Source organism: Streptomyces sp. NPDC000983 (assembly GCF_040299205.1).
Classification (GTDB): Bacteria; Actinomycetota; Actinomycetes; order Streptomycetales; family Streptomycetaceae; genus Streptomyces.
Genome location: NZ_JBEPBM010000038.1, coordinates 53,136 through 67,291 on the forward strand (window position 1 = coordinate 53,136; position 14,156 = coordinate 67,291).

The following is a 14,156-nucleotide window of genomic DNA, read 5'->3' on the forward strand; positions in this document are numbered from 1 at the left end:
CAGACGTCAACATAGACATCCATCAATTCAGAGTGGGCCCTCATGGTGCGAATACCGAAGTCATCAGCGGCGGCCGGCCAGGTCTCGCGGCAGCGCACGGCTTCGAAGCCGACGACGGGGCCACAGCCAGGCCGACACGACAGCCTCACGGATCGCCCGCCCGATACACCCCGCTGCCGGGGCCGGCGAATGCCGGGCCGCCCGGCGACCGGCTCGGACGTTCGGCCGCTCGCAGCCCTAGGCGGCTGATTTGACGTGTGTCAACATAGACACATGTCGAACGTGAAGGCGCTCCCGCTGCTGGAGACCGTCGCCGAACCCTGCTGCCCACCGCTCAACGAGCGGCCGCTGACCGCGGAGGAGGCCGAACGGACCGCGGTCATGTTCAAGGCGCTCGGCGATCCGGTCCGGCTGAGGCTCTTCTCGGCCGTCGCCTCGCACGAGGGCGGCGAGGCCTGCGTCTGCGACATCTCCGACGTCGGCGTCTCGCAGCCGACGGTCTCCCACCACCTGAAGAAGCTCAAGGAGGCCGGGCTGCTCTCCTCCGAGCGCCGCGGGACCTGGGTGTACTACCGCGTCGAGCCGGCGGTGCTGACAGCCATGGGGCAGCTCCTGACCAAGGCCGCCGCCGCGTGACCGCCTCCACCCTCGTGGTGCCGCTGACCGGCGACCACGCCGCCGAGGTCGTCGCGATCTACCGGGCCGGCATCGAGGAGGGCAACGCCACCTTCGAGACCAGCGCGCCGACGTGGGCGGAGTTCGACGCGGCCAAGCTGCCGGAGCACCGTTTCGCGGCCGTCGACGAGAGCGGGCGCGTGCTCGGCTGGGTCGCCGCCACCAAGGTGTCCGACCGCTGCGCGTACGTCGGCGTCGTCGAGCACTCGGTCTACGTGCATCCCGACGCCCGGGGCCGCGGCATCGCCTCCGCGCTGCTGAAGGCCCTGATCGACTCGACCGAGGCGGCCGGTATCTGGACCATCCAGTCCGGCGTCTTCCCCGAGAACACCGCCAGTCTCGCCGTCCACGAGCGGGCCGGCTTCCGGATCATCGGCACCCGCGAGCGCATCGGTCGCCACCACGGCCGCTGGCGCGACACGGTCCTGATCGAGCGCCGCAGCCCGCACATCGACTGAGAGGCGGCCGGCGTCGCGGGTCCGCGCCGCTGCGGGGTCCATCTCTCGCGCTTACGGCCGCATGCGCCGACCGGGCAGCGTCACGCACCGCGCGAGAGCGGACGCGGCAGCGGGCCCGCTCCTGCCGCCGCCGATCACCACCACGTCCACAGCCCGCGTCATGTGGTGTCCGACGTACCGCGCATGAAGATCACCGCGACCAGCGCCAGGCCCACAACCGCGCCCATCAGTTGCATCGCCACGAAGGCCGGCACGGAGGCCGGGGCGATGCCCGCGAACGTGTCGGTGAACGCACGGCCGATCGTCACCGCCGGGTTCGCGAACGAGGTGGACGACGTGAACCAGTAGGCCGCGCCGATGTACGAGGCGACGGCGACGGGCGCGAAACGGAGCCGGTCGGTACGGGCCAGGCCGAAGATCAGCAGGATCAGACCGGCCGTGGCCACCACCTCGCCGAGGAGCAGGTTCCCGGCGGAGCGGTCGTGCGTGGACCACTGCACCAACGGCTCGCCGAACATCGCGTCCGCCAGAACCGCGCCCGCGATGGCCCCGACGATCTGCGAAAGGACGTACACCGCCGGCTCGCACCCGGTCACACCCGCTCCGCCTCGGCGCGTGGTCCACCACTCGGCCAGGGTGACGGCCGGGTTGAAGTGGGCTCCCGAAACCGGCCCGAGCAGAGCGATCAGCACGCCGAGACCGAAAACCGTGGCCGTGGAGTTGGCGAGCAGTTGCAGCGCGACGTCGTCGGTGAGCCGGGTCGCCTGGATGCCGGAACCGACGACGACGGCCACCAGAGCGGCGGTGCCGACGGACTCGGCGGCCGCGCGGGCGACCAGCGGGGCAGGGGGCAGAGGGGCGCCGGGCGCGGGCTGCGGCGACGGGCCGGTGGCAAGGGGGCCGGGCGCAGCGGGCTCGGTGGCGGTCACGGGCGGAGTCTCCTCGGGCAGGTGGAGCGAGAGGCTATGGGCAGGCCCGCTTGGCGTCGGCGTTGAGACGGGCCGTGGCCGCCAGGTCGGCGAACTGGCCGGCGAGCGTTTCGATGACGTCCGGCTTGAGCCTGTAGTAGGTGAACCGGCCGCAGGGCTCGGTCTCCACGACCCCTGCCTCGCGCAACACCTTCAGGTGGTTGGAGAGGTTGGTCTGCTTGGCGCCGGTCTCCTCGACGAGGTGGGTGGTGCACAGCGTCTCGCGAGCGAGCAGGGTCACGATCCGCAGGCGCAGGGGGTCGCCCAGAACCCGGATCAGATCAGTATCGACTGACGTCAGCATGGGCTGATACTTTCACATCACCCGGGACTGATACCAGCCCCGATTGATCTCCATGAACGCGCAGTCGGCGATCCTCGCGGCGACTGCACCGCACCCGAGGATGAACCGATGACCGCTCAGCTCGCCTCCGTACTCTTCGTCTGCGTGCACAACGCCGGCCGCTCCCAGATGGCCGCCGGATTCCTGCGTCACCTGGCCGGGGATCGCGTCGAGGTCCGCTCCGCGGGCTCGATCCCGGGCGACCGGGTCAACCCTTCCGCCGTCGAGGCCATGGCGGAGCTCGGCATCGACATCGCCGACCAGAAACCGAAGGTCCTCACCACCGAGGTCGTCCAGGCGTCCGACTACGTCATCACCATGGGCTGCGGCGACGCCTGCCCGGTCTTCCCCGGCAAGCGGTACCTCGACTGGGCCTTGGAAGACCCGGCCGGCAAGGGCGTTGAAGCCGTACGCCCCATCCGTGACGAGATCAGGACCCGCATCGAGGCCCTGATCGCCGAGATCGACGCCGAGCAGCAGCCGTGACCGAGGCAACCCAGGCAGCCGACCCGATCAGCGACAACGTCCACAGGAATCGAGCACAGTGAACGAATCGTTCCTGCTGACCTGCGACGACCTGCCGCACGACGCCGTCCTCACGGACCCCGGGCCTCGGGCCACCGAGGTCGTAAAGCTGCTGCACAGGCGGACGGGGCTGAGCCTGTGGCAGTGCAGGTCGCTCATCGGCCGACTGCCCGCGACGGTTCTCGAGGGCGTGCCGGAGGAAGTCGCCACCGCCCTGGTCGGCGCACTCCACGATGCCGATGCTCGCGCCCACGTCACCGTGAAGCCGTAGTCACATCTGCTGTTTGGTTCGGCGTCACCGGAAACCGCGGAGGGCCCTGAACCCGTGCCGCGCCGGCGGCAGAACGGTCCGTGGCGGGTTTACCCAACAGCAACAATCATGATCGTTTCCGGGTGCCGTACGTTTCGTTGGAACGGCCGTGATGATCACTACTTCTTCCACCCCCCTCAGCCGCGCCGACCTGTCCGAGGCACTCTTCCAGGACGGCCCCGACGGCGCATTCGCCCACGGCCGCTGGCGCAAGGTCGTCGCGGACGAACTGTTTCGCTACCGCGCCTCGGCGTCCGTCGAGGAGAGGTGGCAGCTCGCGTACGACCGTCTGCGTGCCGTGAACGAGCAACTGCCCTTCTCTCCGGAGTGGTTCGTCGCCGACCCGCGAGAGCTCGCCGCCCTGCACGAATGGACGGCCGTGGTCGACGGAGCCACCGCGACCGTCGCCGGCATCCACTTCAACCTCTTCCTGGGCAGCGTGCTCGATGACGAGGTGTCGCCGGCCCGGAAGCTGGACGAGTTCTTGTCGACGGCCCGTGTCGGAACCTTCCTCTGCACCGAGCGGGCCCACGGCAACGACGCCGCCGCGTTGGAGACCGTCGCACGCTACGACCGCGAGCGCGACGAGTTCGTCCTGCACACCCCGAACGACGGCGCCCGGAAGTACATGCCCAACACCAGCCCGGCCGGCGGGCCGAAGACCGCGGTCGTCGCGGCCCGACTGCTCGTCGACGACGTGGACCAAGGGGTCCTTCTGTTTCTCACCCCGCTCAGCGACCACCGGGGCACGCTGCCGGGAGTGACCGTGACACTGCTGCCGGAACGTGTCGGCAGCCCGGTTGACCACTGCCTCACCAGCTTCGACCAGGTCCGCCTGCCCCGCACCGCCCTGCTCCAGGGCCCCCAAGGGCAGTTGGGGCCCGACGGTGTCTTCAACAGTGCGACGGGCAGCCCACGCAAGCGGTTCCTGCATGCCATCCGCCGGGTGACGGTCGGAAAGCTGTGCATGAGCGCAAGCGCCCTCGGCGGAGCCCGGTCAGCGCTGGCCATCGCGGTGCGCTACGCCAACCTCCGGCACATCTCCGGCCCGGTGGCCGGGCAGCGCATCCCCCTGGCCGCCCACCGCAGTCACCACACCCGGCTGCTTGACTGCGTGGCGACCGCCTACGCCATGACCTTCCTGCACCGAGCGGTCACCGACCGCTGGATCACCCATCACCCCGCCCAACGCACGGAAGCGGAGCGGCTGGTGGCCGTCGCCAAGGGCTGGATCACCTGGAGGACAAGGGACATCACGACCGAGAGCCGCGAACGCTGCGGCGCCCAGGGGCTGTTCCCGGTGAACGGCCTTGCGGAGCTCTCCGCCAACACCGACGGCGCGATCACGGCAGAGGGTGACAACCTGGCGATCTGGTGCAAGGCCGGAGCCGAGATGATCTTCGGGCACGATCTCGCGCCGCAACCGCCCGAGGCCACCGGCCCGGAGAGCCTCACCGATCTCGGCTTCCTGCGGGGCGCTGTCGCCGCCGCCGAACGCCACTGGCACCTGACCGCGCGCCGCGACCTCCGAAGCGGCCGTACCGGCGACGGGTTGAGTCGCTGGAACGACGCGTCCGACGCCGCCCTGGCCCTGGTCGAGACGTTCACCGTGGGGCAGGCGGCCGACGCGTTCACCGCCGCCTGCGCACGGGTGGCGGACCCCGCGGCGCGAACGGCCCTGGAATCCCTGTGCGCGCTGTTCCTGCTCGGCGAGGTGGAGGCACGGGCCGGACTGCTGCTGACGCAGAAGGCGCTCACCACCGCACAGGTCAGCGCCCTGCCCCGCACGCGGCGCGATCTCATCGCCGACCTCGCACCCCATCTCACCGTGCTCACCGACGCCTTCGAGGTGCCCGAGGAGCACCTCGCCGCACTGCCGATGCTCACGGCCACGTCGGCTCAGCCGGGCCGGATGCCGCGGACCGAGCCGTGATCCACCTGCGGGGCTGGCGTTCGCGGCGTGCGGGGTCAGGGCCGGCTGGGCGTCTCGGGCGACACGAGCGCAACTACCGTACGGGGATCGTGAGTTCCTTGGGGCCGTACCTGCCGATCGGCGGGTACGGCCCGTGCCCCGAGCGGCTGCGGCAGCAGTTCTCACCGCGATGGGGATGGCTGCCGGCGGAGCAGCAGGTGGGACACGGTCGGCGTCGGCGCGGAGTAGGGTCCTGCGGTGGTCGTACGTGAACACCCAGGGATCACCGTCGTCACCAGGGAGCCCGCACCATGAACGGCACCACGAAGACGATGGACGGGCCGGCTTCGGTCGGCGATGCGGTACGGCGGGTCACGCGCCCGTTCTATGTCTACGCCGTCTTCGCCAACTCACTGTTCCAGCGCGGTGTGTTCGTCCTCTACCTTCACCAACGGGGCTTCTCCGTCGGGCAGGTGGCCCTGCTGCAGACGCTGCTCTACCTGGTCAGCGGAGTCGCGGAGGTTCCGACGGGATTCATCGCCGACCGGATCGGCCGACGTGCGGGCATCGTGATCGGCCAGCTTCTGATCGCCGGCTGTCTCCTCGGCCAGGTGTCGTTCTCCAACTACTGGTTGTTCCTGGCGCTGTTCATCGCGCAAGGCGTCGGCATGGCATGCGTGTCCGGTGCGGACACCGCCCTGCTGTACGACCTGCTCGTGCGTCGTGGTGCGACGGCCGGCTACGTCAGGATCAGGTCCCGGTTCACCATGCTCGGGACGCTCACCTCGGGAGCCGCCATCGTCCTCGGCGGCCAACTCCAGCAGATCTCCTGGGCAGTCGTCTACGTCGGTTCGGCGGCGTGCCTCGCCCTGGCCGTGGTGGTGCTGATGTCGGGGGTGCCCGAGATCCGCGGCGTGGACGCGGTGGACGAGCAGGACGGAGCGGGCAAGGGGTACGGCGACACCACGGCATGGCGGGCGCTGCTTCGGGTGGCCACGCCTGCGCTCGTGACGCTCGTCGTGGTGTCCGGCCTGATGCACGCGACGTTGACGCCGTACATCATCTTCATGCAGAAGACGCTCTCCGATCAGGGAGCGGGCACCGCAACGGTCAGCGTGGTCATAGCGGCGGGATTCCTCGCCGGCGGGATCGCTCCCCTGCTGTCGGACCGCGCGAACCGGCGCATCGGGTACCGGGTCATCGTCCTGGTGTCCCTTCTGACGCTCGCCGCGGCGCTCGGTCTCAGCGGCCTCGGTCTCCTGGGGGTCACCGTCGCCGCGTTCCTGGCCCTGGTCGGGATTCCCGAGATCACCGCCGTGCTCGTGGACAACGTGTTCAACGAGGCCGTGCCGTCGCGCCACCGGGCGAGCCTGTTGTCGATGATCGTGTTCGTGGAGTCCGCGCTCATCGGCATCGGCTACCTCGTCCTCGGCCTGCTCATGGACAAGCTGGGCTCCAGCGCGGGAATGGCCGCCTACGCGGCGGTACCCCTGCTGGCTTGCCTCCTGTGGCTCCCGGTGCTCTTCCGAGGGGCACGCGTGACAGGTCTCAGGCGACCTCGGTGTTGATCCTTTCCGCGCCGATCCGCTCGATTCGTTCCTCTCCCCACACCGCCAGGGTTTCCAGCGCGGTGTTGAGGGAGACGCCGTGCTCGGTCAGGGAGTACTCGACCTTCGGCGGCACCACGGGGTACACCTCGCGATGCACGAGGCCGTCGTCCTCCATCTCCCGCAGGTGCTGGGCGAGCATCTTCTCGCTGACGCCCGGCAGGCCGCGCCGCAGTTCCGCGAAGCGGCGCGTGCCGTGCTCATGAAGCTCCCAGAGGATCAAGGACTTCCACTTGCCGGCGACGACATCGATCGCCGCGTCGATCCCGCAGACATAGGGCCCCTGCCGTGCCGACGTCGCCATGCATGCCTCCGCGTCGCCCGACGACACTCACCCAAAAGTGAGTACCGCACTAATTGGTCCGTACTGGTCAACTCTACTGACTGCGCTGAGGATCGAGGCGTCAGCACGATTCGGTGAGCGAGACGACGGAGCAGTCACATGACGGAGATCCACGACACCCGCGTGAGCGTTCTCGGGCTCGGCGCGATGGGCGGCGCCCTCGCCGAGGCCCTGGTGAAGGCCGGGCTTCGCACCACGGTGTGGAACCGCTCGGCGGGGAAGGCGGACGCGCTCGTCGCACAGGGGGCGACGGAGGCGGCCTCGGCCGCCGAGGCGGTCCGGGCGAGCCGACTCCTGGTCGTCTGCCTCTTCGATCACGACTCGGTGCACGAGGTACTCGACCCGCTCGTCGGCGACCTGGCCGGACGGACCCTGATCAACGTGACGACGGCCAAACCCGAGCAGGCCCGGCAGTTGGCCGCATGGGCCACCGAGGCCCGGATCGCCTACCTGGACGGCGGCATCATGGCGGTTCCGTCCATGATCGGGCAGCCGGGCGCATCGATCCTGTACAGCGGTTCGCAGGAGGTGTTCCGTGAGCATGCGGCACTGCTCGACCTGTGGGCGACCAGCACCTACTTCGGCGAGGACGCCGGGCTGGCATCGCTGTACGACTTCGCGCTGCTGTCGTCGATGTACGTGATGTTCGCGGGCTTCATGCACGGCGCGGCCATGCTCGCGCCGGCCGGGGTGTCCGCGGACCGGTTCGCGGAGATGGCCGCGCCGTGGCTGACCGCGATGACCGGCGAGCTCGCGGGGTACGCCGAGGTCATCGACGGTGGGGACTACACGGTTCCGGGGCAGCAGAGCCTGGAGTTCTCCAACCTCGGGCTGTTCGTCGAGGCGAGCGCCGAGCAGGGAGTGAGCGCCGAGCCGATCGCCATGGTCCAGCGGCTCGTCCAGCGCCAGGTGGACGCCGGTCACGGAACGGAGGGGTTCGCCCGGATCATCGAGAGCATCAGGCATCCCGAGGGATGACGGGAGGTCCGGCGCCTCCGGTGCCGCCGGTGCTGCGGTGCCTCCGGTGCTGCGGTGCCGCCGGTGCTGCGGTGCCGCCGATGCCTCCGGTGCCGTAGGGCATCCGCCGGGTTGAGCTGCGCAGAGCGCCGAGTTCCGATCCTGAGCGCGTGCCGCGGAACCAAGAGCGGTTAGAGTGCGGCTGCGACGTGATGAGGGGGCAAGGTGGCCAAGGTCAGTATCAGTCTCGACGCCGAACTCGTGGTGGAAGTGATGGTCCTGGCGGGCATCGGCTCGCCCCAGGACGCGATCGAGGCGATCGTGCGGGACTACATCGCCCACGGCCACCGCACCGAGGCCCGCACCGAACTCAAGGACCAACGCCTGCGCGAACTCGACGCCAAACCACAGGAGCCGCAAGGGTGAGCCGCCAGCCCGTGACGGCACTCGAGCGGTCAGATCGCACGGGCGGTACTGTCCGCGCATGAACCAGCTGCCCTGTGTTTTGGAAGCCCTCGTGGTGCGCACCGACTTCTCGGCGGACGATGCCTGGGACGAGCTGCGGAAGGTGCTGTTCACGCCCACCGAAGAGGGCTTCCTGGCCGGCGTCGCACTCGTCGACGACCGAAGGTATGAGGGCCTGACACTTGAGCAGCTCATCGACCTGGTCCCCGTGGAGTACGGGCATCCCATTCTGGTCCTGGCGGACTCGGCAACCGTCGCCCCTGAATGGCCGCTCCTCGTGGCGCAACTGCGGCCTGAGCGAGGGCGCTGTCTCCGTGTCGTAGCAGCCGAGTTGTGGGGCATCGAAAACAACCTCTGGTGCGCGAACATGGACTTCGAGGACTTCGCCCGCGCCGTCGACAGCGACGGCGTGTACCGGGGCTTTTGAGTCACTGGCCGTCAGCCGATTTCGGGCCGTGGGGTCGAGGGGGCGTCCACGGGACGGCAACCATCCGGCCGTGCCCGACGTCCTGTGGGTATGTCACACCCGCGCCGCGATCCGTCCCCGCCTCCGTCTGCCTGGCCGCACTGTGGCTACGGCGCCACCACGTTCGACCCTGTCGGCTGCCGCGGCATCCACGTCTCCGGACACACCGTGTGCCTGGCTCACCTCGCCGACACGGAGTGCGACGCCTATCTGGCCGGCCTGACGCCCGGCACCAGCATCGACCACCGCGGCACCACCTTCAGCGAACCACTCCTCAACGCCCTTCTCGACGCCCTTCGCGACCCCGCCACCGGACATCCCCGAATCGGAGACGCCCGGTTCGAGTCGGCGACCTTCCAGGGCAGCGCCCGCTTCGAATCGGCTGTCTTCGAGGGCAGCGCCCGGTTCAGGTCGGCAACCTTTGAAAGCGACGCCCGGTTCGGCTCGGCGCGCTTCATGAACAGCGCCGCGTTCGGGGCGTCGGAGTTCCAGGCCGACACCTGGTTCGGGTCGGCAACCTTCGAGCGCGACGCACTGTTCGGGTCGGCGACCTTCAAGCTCGGCTCCATGTTCGACTCGGCGACCTTCAAGCTCGGTGCCTTCTTCGGGTCGGCGACCTTCACGGGCGGCGCCGTGTTCGGGGCTGCCTCCTTCCGGGGCGACGCCGCCTTCGAAGCGGCGACCTTCCATTCCGGCGCCTGGTTCGGGTCGGCAAGGTTCCGGGGCGACGCCGTGTTCAGGTCGGCAACCTTTGAGCGCGGTGCCTTGTTCGAGGCGGCGGCCTTCCGGGGCGACGCCGTGTTCAGGTCGGTGACCTTCAAAGGCGGCGCCGTGTTCGGCGCGGCCACCTTCCGCAAGGGTGCCCGGTTCGAGTTGGCGACCTTCGAGCGCGGCGTCGCGTTCGAGTCGGCGACCTTCCAGGGCGACGCCCTCTTCGACTCGGCGCGCTTCCGGGACGACGCGCTCTTCGACTCGGTGACCTTTCAGGGCGGCGCCAGGTTCTGGTCGGTGACCTTCCACGCCGGCGTCTGGTTCGGGTCGGCCGCCTTCGAGCACGACGCCGTATTCGGGTCGGCGACCTTCGAGGGCGACGTCCGGTTCGAGTTGGCAACCTTCGGGGGAGACGCCGTATTCGGGTCGGCGACCTTCAAGGAGGGCACCCAGTTCGAGTCGGCGACCTTCCACGGAGACCTCCGGTTCGAGCAGGCGGTCTTCGAGCGGGTGGTCGGTCTCGGCCCCGTGGTGTGCGCGGGGCGGGTGGTGCTGTCGGGGGCCTTGTTCGGCGGCCCGGTGACCCTCTCCTTCGCCGCACGCCGTCTGGACTGTCGGCGGACACGTTGGTCGGCGACGGCCGAGGTGCGTCTGCGCCATGCCACGGTGGACTTCTCGCACGCGGTCTTCGAGTACCCCCTCACAATTGCCGCGGAGGCCCGCCCGTTCGTACGGTCCGACGGACAGCCGGTGGTGGAAAGGGCCTTGGCCGATGCCCCCGATACACCTGATGGGCCCGATGCCGCGGTGCGGGTCGCCTCACTGCGGGGCGTGGACGCCGCGCATCTGGTTCTGGCCGACGTCGATCTGTCGGGGTGCCTGTTCACCGGGACGGTGCATCTGGACCAGTTACGGCTGGAGGGTGCGTGCTCCTTCGACACGGTCCCGCCCCGCACGCTGCCGTGGCGCCCCGCACGGTTCACCCAGCGACGCACACTCGCGGAGGAACATCACTGGCGTGCGAGCCAACCGGCAGCGGACCGGGGCTGGAACGTCGCCGTACTGGGAGCCGGACGCGTGGGGCCCGCCCAACTGGCGCCTGTGTATCGGGCCCTGCGCAAGGCGTTCGAGGACAGCAAGGACGAGCCGGGGGCAGCGGACTTCTACTACGGCGAGATGGAGATGCGCCGCCACGACCCCACCAGCACCACGCGCGCCGAACGCGGGCTCCTGCATGGGTACTGGATGCTGTCCGGCTACGGCCTGCGCGCCTCCCGGGCACTGGGCTGGCTCGCGGCCGCGATGCTCGTCACCATCCTGCTGCTGATGGGGGTCGGGCTCCCGGAGGACTCCCCGAAACACGAAGCGACCGGCACCGTGCCTCCCGGGGGCGGGACCGTGACTTTCGAGATCGACAAGGCGGACCCTCAAAACCCGACGGGCAACAGGTTCACCGGCGATCGCTTCGAGAAGGCCCTGAACGTCACCCTCAACTCGGTGGTGTTCCGTTCCTCCGGCCAGGACCTGACCACAGCGGGCACCTACATAGAGATGGCGTCCCGGGTGACCGAGCCGGTCCTGCTGGGACTGGCGGTCCTGGCCGTCCGCAACCGCGTCAAGCGCTGACCTCAACGTCGTCGAGCCAGCCGGCCAGCTACCAGCTACCAGCTACCAGCTACCAGCTACCAGCTACCAGCTACCAGCTACCAGCACAGCGTCTCGGCCCCTGCTGTCAGGCCGCCGGGTCAGCACGTCGACGCGCTGGAGATCCTCACGCCGTTGATGGTGAGGCCGGGGCTCATCACGGTCGTCGTGTTCGGCTCGACGCAGAGCGAGCCCGCGTTGCTTCGCAGGTAAGCGACGTCATCGTTGCGGGTGTTGAGGACGATGTACCCCTCGCGGGCGGTCACGCCCTGGAATCCGCTGGTGATGACCTGGAACTTGGCGGCGGGGTTTCCGGCGTTGTACGCGGCCCGGTTCACGTAGAAGCAGACGTAGGGGTAGGCGCAGCCGTGCTGAACGGGCTCCGCGTTCGCAGCCGGGGCGCCGGCTACGGCTGCCGCCGCCACCGTGCCGGTGACGACAGCGAGGTTCGCCGCCTTGCGCATGACAGAGTTCATCAGTCCCCCTGGGATTTGGTTCGGGTTCCTCGGTGAGCGGAGTCCACCGCGGGAACCGCGCACGCCCGCGCCAGGCACTGGTCAGGTACCCGAAGACGTCCGCCCTCGTCCGCGGCACCGTGTCCGCGGACGGCAGGATCTCACACAATCAGACAAGTGACCGGCCGTCACCCTGTGAGCCACCGGCCTGAGATGACGCATCGGCATGACACATCCATCGCGACGAAGGAAATCTCACCACGGGTGAATCCTTTTCGGATCTCCTCGCCTCTTGTCTGTGTACCGGCCGAACGGGCCGACAGAACCAGGAGGAACCACCCATGATGGTCACCGGCCTCATCGTGATCGGAGCCCTGCTCGTGGGCGCGTGCAGCCGGCACCTGATACGACGTCGCAGGAGCCGCAGCTGACCCACATCCGCACCCACACCCACACCCCGCACACGAGGGCGCCATCGGGGAGGAGCCATCAGATGAACCAACCCTTGACCTGGCCGGACGAACAGCTGATCAGGGCAGCTCAGGACGGCGACGTCGTATCGCTCACCGCCGTCGTCATGGAGTCGCAGCCCCATGTGCGCAGGTTCGCCCTGTCGCTGTGCTCCTCACCGCAGGACGCGGAGGACGCGGCGCAGGAGGCGCTGATCATCCTGTACCGGAAGATCGGCACACTGCGGGCCACGGGTGCACTGGCCTCCTGGATGTTCCGGATCGTACGGAACGAGTGCCTGCGCCAGATACGTCTGCTCCGCACGCACAACAGCGAGGCCACGGCCGAAGCTGAGACGGCCGCGCGACCGTCCGCCGAGGACGCGGTACTGCGCAGACTGGAGGCGGAACGGATCGCGGCCGCGGTCAGCATCCTCCCCCGTGACCAGCGACAGGTTCTGATCATGCGCGACGTGCAGGGCCTGCCCGGCAGAACCGTCGCCCACGCGCTCGGTCTGAGCAACGCCGCGATGAAGTCACGGCTGCACAGAGCACGCGCGGCACTGCGCGACGCTCTGGCAGTGACAGACCACCCCTGCGACCGACCAGCCAAAGGAATCCCGCACCCGTGAGCGTGATGAAGACTGTGATACCCGCACAGAGTGCGAACGCGCAGACAGCGAGAACCCGAGCCGACGCGCCCGAGAGGGACTACGCCAGCGCTTCCGTCCCCCGCCATCTGGTGCGCGGGGCCGTCGGCTTCGGGCTGATCGCCGGCTCGATCGCCCTCACGACCGTCGTCGGCCCCGTCGCCCTGTTGGTCACCCCACTGGCCCTCATCGCGTTTCGCGGCTGCCCCACTTGCTGGTTGGTCGGCCTGGCACAGACCATCTCCCGCGGTCGCCTGCACCGCCAGTGCGTGGACGGCGTATGCACCCTCACCCAAACACCCACAACGACAAAGGTCACGAACCCGCCGTCAGCTCAAACGTCCCGGCCGGTTCCCGGCCACCGTAACTCGTGATCACCAAAAGCGGTTTCCAGGGCATCGGGGAGTAGGTCCTTCTCCCGGTACCAGTCCACTTGTGCGGTCGGCGTCAGGCAATCTTGGGGCATGACTCGCGCTCCGTCGACGCCGCCCGTCATCGCCTCCGGCTTGCTCGGAGGGTCCCGCCAACCCGTGCTCCCCGCGACCGGGGACTTGCTGCTGCGGCCCTGGGCAGACGGCGACGCACCGGCGTTCCTGTCGGCTTACGGGGATGACGAGATCCGCCGCTGGCACACGCGTCGGCCCTGCTCCGAGGCCCAAGCCCGGGAATGGTTCGAGGCATACCGCCAGGATTGGACAGGCGAGAAGGGCGGACACTGGGCCATCACCCGCGACGGCGACGTAGTCGGGCGACTGGCCCTGCGCGGCCTGGATTTCCACGACGGGACAGCCAACGTGGCGTACTGGGTGCTCCCGGCCGTCCGCGGCGCCGGTGTCGCCTCAAGCGGCCTCAAGGCGCTCACCGTCTGGGCCCTCGACGAAATCGGCTTCCATCGCCTGGAGTTGGACCACTCCACCCGCAATCACGCCTCGTGCCGAGTCGCCGCCGAGTCCGGTTACGTCCTGGAAGGCACCAAACGCAGCGCCGCCGTACATGACGATGGCCGACACGACATGCATCTGCATGCCCGTATCCGAGGTGAATGAGCCTCCCTGGTTCATCACACAGACCCTCCAGACCCGCTACGGCACGGATGCCGTCGCTCAGCACCTCCTGGAAGGTTCGGCCCCGGCCGAGGCTGCCGCCCAGGTCGAGGAAGAGTTCAACAAGCGCCTGTCGCAGCAGCAGTAGGCGCACTCGGGTGGGGGCCGCTCGCGC

General features: G+C 69.2%; 17 protein-coding genes and 1 pseudogene. 14 read left to right on the plus strand and 4 right to left on the minus strand.

The window, feature by feature from the left end; translation table 11 throughout:
• Positions 1–273 precede the first annotated feature (273 nt).
• Both ABT296_RS31510 and ABT296_RS31515 read left to right on the plus strand, forming a co-directional pair.
• Entirely contained in the window at positions 274–636 is a 363-nt protein-coding gene (locus tag ABT296_RS31510; RefSeq protein ID WP_351932279.1) for an ArsR/SmtB family transcription factor, read from the plus strand.
• On the plus strand, positions 633–1,133 hold the full coding sequence (locus ABT296_RS31515) for a GNAT family N-acetyltransferase (protein ID WP_351932281.1): 501 nt from the start codon (positions 633–635) through the stop codon (positions 1,131–1,133). Before ABT296_RS31510 ends, ABT296_RS31515 begins: the two co-directional genes overlap by 4 nt.
• A gap of 158 nt (positions 1,134–1,291) precedes the next feature.
• On the opposite strand, the gene ABT296_RS31520 is transcribed toward ABT296_RS31515, so the two are convergent.
• Positions 1,292–2,062 (minus strand): aquaporin, encoded by a 771-nt coding sequence (locus ABT296_RS31520; RefSeq protein WP_351932283.1) that lies wholly within the window; start codon positions 2,060–2,062, stop codon positions 1,292–1,294.
• A gap of 34 nt (positions 2,063–2,096) precedes the next feature.
• Complete coding sequence (locus ABT296_RS31525; RefSeq protein ID WP_351932285.1) at positions 2,097–2,405, minus strand: ArsR/SmtB family transcription factor; 309 nt, start codon at positions 2,403–2,405, stop codon at positions 2,097–2,099.
• 108 nt (positions 2,406–2,513) lie between these two features.
• Here ABT296_RS31525 and ABT296_RS31530 point away from each other — a divergent pair, with 108 nt between their 5' ends.
• The 4 genes from ABT296_RS31530 to ABT296_RS31545 all read left to right on the plus strand — a co-directional run bounded on the left by ABT296_RS31530 (position 2,514) and on the right by ABT296_RS31545 (position 6,759).
• Positions 2,514–2,930: an arsenate reductase ArsC gene (locus ABT296_RS31530; RefSeq protein ID WP_351932287.1), complete on the plus strand. Its 417-nt coding sequence runs from the start codon at positions 2,514–2,516 to the stop codon at positions 2,928–2,930.
• Positions 2,931–2,988: 58 nt separating this feature from the next.
• Complete coding sequence (locus ABT296_RS31535) at positions 2,989–3,240, plus strand: ribosomal protein L7/L12 (protein WP_351932289.1); 252 nt, start codon at positions 2,989–2,991, stop codon at positions 3,238–3,240.
• A gap of 151 nt (positions 3,241–3,391) precedes the next feature.
• Entirely contained in the window at positions 3,392–5,212 is a 1,821-nt protein-coding gene (locus tag ABT296_RS31540) for an acyl-CoA dehydrogenase family protein (RefSeq protein ID WP_351932291.1), read from the plus strand.
• A gap of 290 nt (positions 5,213–5,502) precedes the next feature.
• Positions 5,503–6,759 (plus strand): MFS transporter, encoded by a 1,257-nt coding sequence (locus ABT296_RS31545; protein ID WP_351932293.1) that lies wholly within the window; start codon positions 5,503–5,505, stop codon positions 6,757–6,759.
• On the opposite strand, the gene ABT296_RS31550 is transcribed toward ABT296_RS31545, so the two are convergent.
• Positions 6,740–7,102, minus strand: a complete 363-nt coding sequence (locus tag ABT296_RS31550) for a winged helix-turn-helix transcriptional regulator (RefSeq protein ID WP_351932295.1) — start codon at positions 7,100–7,102, stop codon at positions 6,740–6,742. The genes ABT296_RS31545 and ABT296_RS31550 overlap by 20 nt on opposite strands.
• A 135-nt stretch (positions 7,103–7,237) precedes the next feature.
• Between ABT296_RS31550 and ABT296_RS31555 the strand changes: the two are divergent.
• The 4 genes and pseudogenes from ABT296_RS31555 to ABT296_RS31570 all read left to right on the plus strand — a co-directional run.
• Positions 7,238–8,119 (plus strand): annotated as a pseudogene (locus tag ABT296_RS31555) (NAD(P)-dependent oxidoreductase); the annotation flags it as partial.
• Positions 8,120–8,323: 204 nt separating this feature from the next.
• Positions 8,324–8,524 (plus strand): DUF2191 domain-containing protein, encoded by a 201-nt coding sequence (locus tag ABT296_RS31560; RefSeq protein WP_351932298.1) that lies wholly within the window; start codon positions 8,324–8,326, stop codon positions 8,522–8,524.
• A gap of 58 nt (positions 8,525–8,582) precedes the next feature.
• Entirely contained in the window at positions 8,583–8,990 is a 408-nt protein-coding gene (locus ABT296_RS31565; protein WP_351932300.1) for a DUF6924 domain-containing protein, read from the plus strand.
• Positions 8,991–9,197: 207 nt separating this feature from the next.
• Positions 9,198–11,366, plus strand: coding sequence for a pentapeptide repeat-containing protein (locus tag ABT296_RS31570; protein WP_351932302.1), 2,169 nt, complete (start codon positions 9,198–9,200; stop codon positions 11,364–11,366).
• 119 nt (positions 11,367–11,485) lie between these two features.
• Here the strand turns inward: ABT296_RS31570 and ABT296_RS31575 are convergent, their stop codons facing one another.
• Positions 11,486–11,860 carry a hypothetical protein gene (locus tag ABT296_RS31575; protein ID WP_351932304.1) on the minus strand — a complete coding sequence of 125 codons (375 nt, stop codon included), beginning with the start codon at positions 11,858–11,860 and terminating at the stop codon, positions 11,486–11,488.
• Positions 11,861–12,332: 472 nt separating this feature from the next.
• Here ABT296_RS31575 and ABT296_RS31580 point away from each other — a divergent pair, with 472 nt between their 5' ends.
• From ABT296_RS31580 to ABT296_RS31595, 4 genes are all read left to right on the plus strand, one after another.
• Positions 12,333–12,920, plus strand: coding sequence for an RNA polymerase sigma factor (locus tag ABT296_RS31580; RefSeq protein ID WP_351932306.1), 588 nt, complete (start codon positions 12,333–12,335; stop codon positions 12,918–12,920).
• Between the two features lie 5 nt (positions 12,921–12,925).
• Positions 12,926–13,312 carry a hypothetical protein gene (locus ABT296_RS31585; RefSeq protein ID WP_351932314.1) on the plus strand — a complete coding sequence of 129 codons (387 nt, stop codon included), beginning with the start codon at positions 12,926–12,928 and terminating at the stop codon, positions 13,310–13,312.
• A 90-nt stretch (positions 13,313–13,402) separates the two neighbouring features.
• On the plus strand, positions 13,403–13,984 hold the full coding sequence (locus ABT296_RS31590) for a GNAT family N-acetyltransferase (RefSeq protein WP_351932308.1): 582 nt from the start codon (positions 13,403–13,405) through the stop codon (positions 13,982–13,984).
• Positions 13,977–14,129, plus strand: coding sequence for a hypothetical protein (locus tag ABT296_RS31595; protein WP_351932310.1), 153 nt, complete (start codon positions 13,977–13,979; stop codon positions 14,127–14,129). Before ABT296_RS31590 ends, ABT296_RS31595 begins: the two co-directional genes overlap by 8 nt.
• Positions 14,130–14,156 lie beyond the last annotated feature (27 nt).